Here is a 6,264-nt window from a genome sequence, read left to right on the forward strand (position 1 = left end):
TTTGGCTCTTCAGCAATTACGTTAACGCCGAGCAGTGGAACAGTAGCTAATACAACCCTTTATGCACGTTTGATAGCTGGTCTAGGTCTTGGTACGGGTGGTTCAAATACTGTAAGACAAGTAAATGTAGCAGCAACTGGAACGACCACTAAAACAATCCAATTCACAGCATCTGTAAATGGCATTAACACTTCAGGAATCACCGGAAGTGCTTTGAGTTATGTAACAGGCAGTGGCCCTTCAGCTGAAGGTTCGTTTACTGTTACGACGAATGGTTTAACAAGCGATTTGGTGGTGACACCAGGTTCTGATTTGGATGTATCAACTACTTCAGGCACTGGTTTCCAGTCAACTGCCATCACTTTACCTAGTACGACTACTTCACAGGTAATTTACAGCAGATTGAAAACCGGTCTTTCCGCTGGATCTTATAGTGGTGCATCTACAGCGGTTGTGGTTTCATCCACTGGATTCACAAGTGCAACAAAGCAGTTTACAGGAACTATAACAGATCCTCCAACTACTTGGAATGGTACAAGTTGGTCCAATACAAGCGGGCCTACAACTTCAATTGACGCAATAATTGACGGAAATTTTTCAACAACTGTATCTGGGGTTACCGCAGGATTTACAGCAAAAACATTAACTGTTAATGCGACAAGATCATTTACTATTAATAGTGGTCATAATATAACAGTTGCCGGAGCAATTACTAACAATGGTACCATAACTGTAGAAAACAATGCCAACTTGATACAAGTAAACAATGTAGCCAATACAGGTTCTGGAACAGCAATTGTAAAAAGAAACAGTGCTTCTATACAATTATATGATTATACGTTGTGGAGTTCGCCAGTGGCTGGACAAAATTTAAAGGCATTTTCCCCTAATACTCTTAATAATAGATTTTATAGCTATGATTATAGCCAGAATTTATATAGCGAGATAGACCCTTTAAACACATCATTTTCACCAGCAACAGGCTATTTAATTCGGGCTCCTAATACTTGGACTGCTGCAACTCCAAACACTTTTAATGGTGTTTTCACAGGAGTTCCTAATAATGGAAATATATCTCTTTCAGCTTCAGCACTTGCTTCTGATAAATTTTATGCTGTAGGAAATCCATATCCTTCAACCATTTCTGCAGATTTATTCCTTAATGGAAATACAACAGGTGGAACATTGTATTTCTGGAGAAAAATAAATAATGCTACAACTACGCCTACTACTTCCTATGCAACCTATACTCTAGCTGGAGGAGTAGGAACAGGAACACCAAATTCAGGGGGTAGTTCATCAATTACTCCAGATGGAACAATTCAAGTTGGACAAGGTTTTATAGTAAAAACGGGTGCTTCCTCACCAGCATCATTGAATTTTACTAATGCTATGAGAACTTCAAGTAATACTAGTCCATTTCTAAGAACTACTGAAAACAGAAGCCGTTTTTGGTTGAACTTAACTTCTAGTACTGGTGCTTTTTGTCAAACAATGGTTGCCTACATGCCAGAAGCTACTTCAGGTGTAGACAATGCTATTGACGGTCGTTATTTTAATGATTCTCCAATTGCTTTAACGTCAATAATCAATGCTGAGGAATATACCATACAAGGTCGTGCCCTTCCTTTTGCAACGTTAGATACCGTTCCACTTGGTTTTAAAACGGATGCCGCAGGAAACTACACTATTGCAATTGACCACGTAGATGGATTGTTCAGTAGTGGACAAGCCATTTACCTTATAGACAATTTACTAAATACCGTTAACAATTTAAGTGCAGGAAGTTACTCATTTGCAAGTGCCATAGGAACTTTTAATTCTAGATTTGAAGTGGTGTACCAAAGTGCTTTGGCGGAAACCAACCCAACATTCACAGCCAACAGCGTAATTGCTTTTAGCGAAAATGATGAAATCAGAATCAATTCAGGAAGTACGATTATGGAGCTTGTTCGCGTGTATGATTTACAAGGTCGTTTGTTGGTTGAGAAAAAACAAATCAATTCCTCAGAAACCAAATTATCTACAACAGCAACAAACCAAGTGTTGCTTTTAGAAATTACAGCAGCTAATGGATTAAAAGTTACAAAAAAAATAATACAATAATCATCATTAATACACTTTAGAAATTATGAAAAATAAAGCCATAAATACCGTAGTGTTTTGTTTGATACTCTTATCTAACTTGAATGGAATTGCACAAGAAGCGCCAGGAGACCAAAATGGAACAGGGGATCTAGAAAGTCAAGACGTACCAATAAATGATTATATAATTCCGATGTTATTGATAGGGATTGTAATTGGTTATCGATTACTAAAACACAAAAAACTATTAGCAAAATAAGCTAATTGTCATTTCATTCAAAACCACGCTCAAGGCGTGGTTTTTGTTTTAAACAAATAGATAATATACTACTGTTAAATTACTTTTACTAGAGAAAAATAGCCGTTTAAGCAATCCAAAAACACAATATAGTTCCATGTTAATCAATTAATTAGAAACACATCGAAAACCTAAATGTTCCATTGAAGAATCCGCTGAACTTTTCATTCTTGCCGACACTCGATAACCGCTACAATAGGATTCATTACATAAAAATGATCCTCCTCTCATCACTCTCTTTTCAACCAACGGTTCATCGGGATCATAACTTTTAGTAGGCCCGATTGGGTTTATTGTTACTTTGACTTTCTTAAACGAATCGTAGTACAAATTGTTGTATTTATCGGCACACCATTCCCAAACATTTCCAGACATATCATACAATCCATAATCATTTGCTGGAAATGATTTTACTGGGGCTGAGCCAACAAAACCATCACTAACTTCATTTTTATAGGGGAAATTTCCTTGAAAATAGTTGCAATGAAATTTCTCTTCATCTACTTTTTCATTTCCCCAGGTATATACATTTTTTGATAATCCTCCTCTTGCAGCAAATTCCCATTCCGCTTCAGTTGGCAAACGTTTTCCTGCCCATTTACAATAAGCATTTGCATCGTCCCAACTAATATGTACCACAGGATAATTATCTTTTCCGTCGATATTACTGTCTTTTCCTTTGGGATGTTTCCAATTGGCTCCATGTGACCAATTCCACCATTGGCTGTAATCTTGAAGACTCACCTCGCCACTAGTTGGTACAAAAACCAAAGAGGCAGCTTTAAGTGTTTCAGCATCTGGTTTTGGAGTGTCTGGAGGTAATTGTTTTTTTAATTCGTCCCAAACAATATCTTTTTCAGCGGTAGTAACATAACCTGTGGCGGCAACAAATTTAGCAAACTGTGCATTGGTAACTTCAGTAATGTCCATGAAAAAACCGTTTAATTTTACTTGGTGCTTAGGGAATTCATCCTGACTCGCTTGGTCATTATCTCCTCCCATACTAAAAATACCACCCGGAATCCAAACCATGCCTTCGTGAGTTTTCTTGTCTGTAATTTTCAACGAATTTGAAACGTTTGTATTTGATGAATTATTCACTAACCTATTTGGAATTGCTGTTGTACAACACGTTTCTTTTGTAGTTGTTTTTTTTGGAACTACTTTCTTATTTGATTTTTGTTGTGCTACACAAACATTTACTGTTATTATTAAATTTAACCACAGAAAAATGATCAAAAAATTATTTTTCATAATATTATAATTTGAAGCGCTAAATTAATTTAAAATATTTTTATTTATCCTGGCTTTAGCTAAGAAATAATTATTTTAGCTTTTAAATCCTTTGCAACAACCTTTTCGCTTTTTTTAAGATTCTATTGCACTACTTGTATGGAATTAGTTTGTTTACGAATTCCGCTATTTATAATGTTTATTTAAATAAATTTCATTTTTTTGAATTCATTTTCAGAAACGAAATATAAAAACAAACCAGGTTCTACCAGAATATAGTATACAAGGCAACCAAGATACCAGTTACTAATAAACTACCGGCTAAAAACCCACTATTTACTTTAAACATAGAGGAGTCTATTTCTAATCCTTTAGATTTTATTCCTCGTTTTTGATCAAATAAACTAATAACTATCATTACAGCTACACAGATTACAAATACAAATCCCATACGGTCAATAAATGGAATTTCATACAAACTAGTTCCATTCTCTTGAGGGACTAATACAGCGAAACCTGTTGAATTTAAAAACTCTAAATTCATCCAATTGGGTAAAAACTTAAATACAACTGACAATATGAAACCTCCAATGGTTGCAAACATGGCAGCATTTGAACTTGTTTTTTTCCAAAAGAATCCTAAAATAAACATGGCGAAAACCCCAGGACTAACAAATCCAGTGTATTCTTGAATAAATTCGAATCCTCCTTTTTTGTCAATTCCTAAGTGTGGTGCAATAACAACCGCTAACATCATGGCTATAAAGACAGCCCATTTTCCAACTTGCACCATTTTCTGTTCACTACAATCTACATCAATTTTTTTCTTGTAAATGTCCAATGTAAAAATGGTAGCAATACTATTTACTTTTCCTGCCAATGAGGCAACAACTGCAGCGGTTAAAGCGGCAAACGATAAACCTTTTAACCCAACTGGCAATAAGTTTAACAATACTGGATAGGATCTATCTGGATTTAAAACGCCATCAGGACCTAGTAATTCTGTTTGCAAACCACCTTTTGTATAAATTACATAAGCAGCAATTCCAGGTAAAACAACAATAACAGGCATTAATAATTTTAAGAAAGCAGCGAATAGAATTCCACTTCTAGCAGTTTTTAAATCAGCACCTAACGCTCTTTGAGTTATATATTGATTACAACCCCAATAATTCAAGTTTACAATCCACATACCTCCTAATAAAACCGTAAGACCGGGCAAACTTGGAAAATTTGAACTATCTTTTTTAAATATCATGTGGAAATGGTCGCCTGATTGATTCAACATATAATTGAATCCGTTTACCATGCCATGTTGTCCATTTAATTCTGCTACTTTATCTAATGCTAAATAAGTAGTTACTAAACCACCAAAAATTAGGAAAACCACTTGAATGACATCGGTATAACCGATAACTTTCATACCTCCTAAAGAAATAATAATAGCAAAGAATGCTAAACCATACATGCACAAATCAAGATTAATACCTGAAATTCCGTTAATTGCTAAAGCCCCAAGGTATAGGATAGAAGTTAAATTAACAATTATATACAATAGCAACCAGAAAACAGCCATAATCATAGCAATATCCCCGTTATACCTTTGATTAAGGAACTGCGGCATTGTATATATCTTATTTTTTAGGTAAACAGGAATAAAAAACACGGCTACAATAATTAACGTCAATGCAGACATCCATTCGTAGCTTGCAATAGCCAATCCCATTTTAAACCCATTGCCTGACATAGCAATAAATTGCTCAGACGAAATGTTGGAAGCAATTAAGGAAGTTCCAATAGCCCACCAAGTTAACGATCCTTCAGCCAAGAAGTAATCATGCGAAGCAGAGTTTTTGGCTGTTTGTTTTCGTTTGTAAATCCAATAGCCATATCCAGCTACTATAAAAAAGTAAACAAGAAAGACCATGTAGTCTGCAAATTGTAATGTATTCATAATTTTGTTTTTTAGGTTAATTAAATTAATAGTGTAAAATATTTTAATCTATTTTTATTTTTAAGATGCTATTGAAAGTTATTTCTTCCTAACTCTCTGTTCCCATTTCCAAGCGCTTTCCATTGCCAGTTACTACTATTTTCATGGTTTATTTACTTTTATAATGTACATCAGATAAATCTCTTAACATTTTAGCGCTTTTTTCAGCAGTAATGTCTCGTTGAGATTCTCCCATCATTTCATATCCTACCATAAATTTTTTAACTGTTGCCGAACGCAATAAAGGTGGATAAAAGTGCATGTGAAACTGCCACTCTGGGTGAAGTTCCCCATCGGTTGGTGCTTGATGAATACCAGAGGAGTAGGGGAAAGAAGTCTCAAAAAGATTGTCGTATTTTATAGTTAATAATTTAAGAATACTAGCATAATCTTCAATTTCATTAGCAGTAAAATCTGTAATTTTTGTGATAGGACGTTTGCAAATAATCATTGTCTCAAATGGCCAAATTGCCCAAAAAGGAACTAAGGCAACAAAATTATTATTTTCAATGACAATGCGCTCTTTTAGTTTTAATTCTTCATTTAAATAGTCAATTAAAAGATTGCTTTTATTTTTATCAAAATAGGCTTTCAAACTATTTTGTGTTTTCTCTACTTGGGTTGGTATAGATGATTGTGCCCAAATTTGTCCATG

Annotated in this window: 5 protein-coding genes; 2 read left to right on the forward strand and 3 right to left on the reverse strand. The window is 34.8% G+C overall.

The window, feature by feature from the left end; all coding sequences use genetic code 11:
* On the forward strand, nucleotides 1-2,106 hold a 2,106-nt coding region (locus ACIQZC_RS08230), incomplete at its 5' end, for a T9SS sorting signal type C domain-containing protein (RefSeq protein WP_396138753.1).
* Between the two features lie 25 nt (nucleotides 2,107-2,131).
* A complete protein-coding gene (locus tag ACIQZC_RS08235; protein WP_396138754.1) occupies nucleotides 2,132-2,344 on the forward strand; it encodes a hypothetical protein in 213 nt (70 codons plus the stop codon).
* A 147-nt stretch (nucleotides 2,345-2,491) separates the two neighbouring features.
* Here ACIQZC_RS08235 and ACIQZC_RS08240 read toward each other — a convergent pair whose 3' ends face one another.
* From ACIQZC_RS08240 to galT, 3 genes are all read right to left on the reverse strand, one after another.
* A complete protein-coding gene (locus ACIQZC_RS08240; protein WP_396138755.1) occupies nucleotides 2,492-3,637 on the reverse strand; it encodes a formylglycine-generating enzyme family protein in 1,146 nt (381 codons plus the stop codon).
* A 244-nt stretch (nucleotides 3,638-3,881) separates the two neighbouring features.
* Nucleotides 3,882-5,570, reverse strand: a complete 1,689-nt coding sequence (locus ACIQZC_RS08245) for a sodium/sugar symporter (RefSeq protein WP_008257304.1) — start codon at nucleotides 5,568-5,570, stop codon at nucleotides 3,882-3,884.
* 148 nt (nucleotides 5,571-5,718) lie between these two features.
* A partial coding sequence (gene galT / locus ACIQZC_RS08250; RefSeq protein ID WP_396138756.1) for a galactose-1-phosphate uridylyltransferase occupies nucleotides 5,719-6,264 on the reverse strand: 546 nt, incomplete at its 5' end.

Source organism: Flavobacterium sp., from assembly GCF_044338735.1.
Lineage (GTDB): Bacteria > Bacteroidota > Bacteroidia > Flavobacteriales > Flavobacteriaceae > Flavobacterium.

Coding starts and splice junctions, on each gene's coding strand:
- ACIQZC_RS08245 (WP_008257304.1), bottom strand. CDS start 5,570: ATGAATACATTACAATTTGCAGACTACATGGTCTTTCTTGTTTACTTT.
- ACIQZC_RS08240 (WP_396138755.1), bottom strand. CDS start 3,637: ATGAAAAATAATTTTTTGATCATTTTTCTGTGGTTAAATTTAATAATA.
- ACIQZC_RS08235 (WP_396138754.1), top strand. CDS start 2,132: ATGAAAAATAAAGCCATAAATACCGTAGTGTTTTGTTTGATACTCTTA.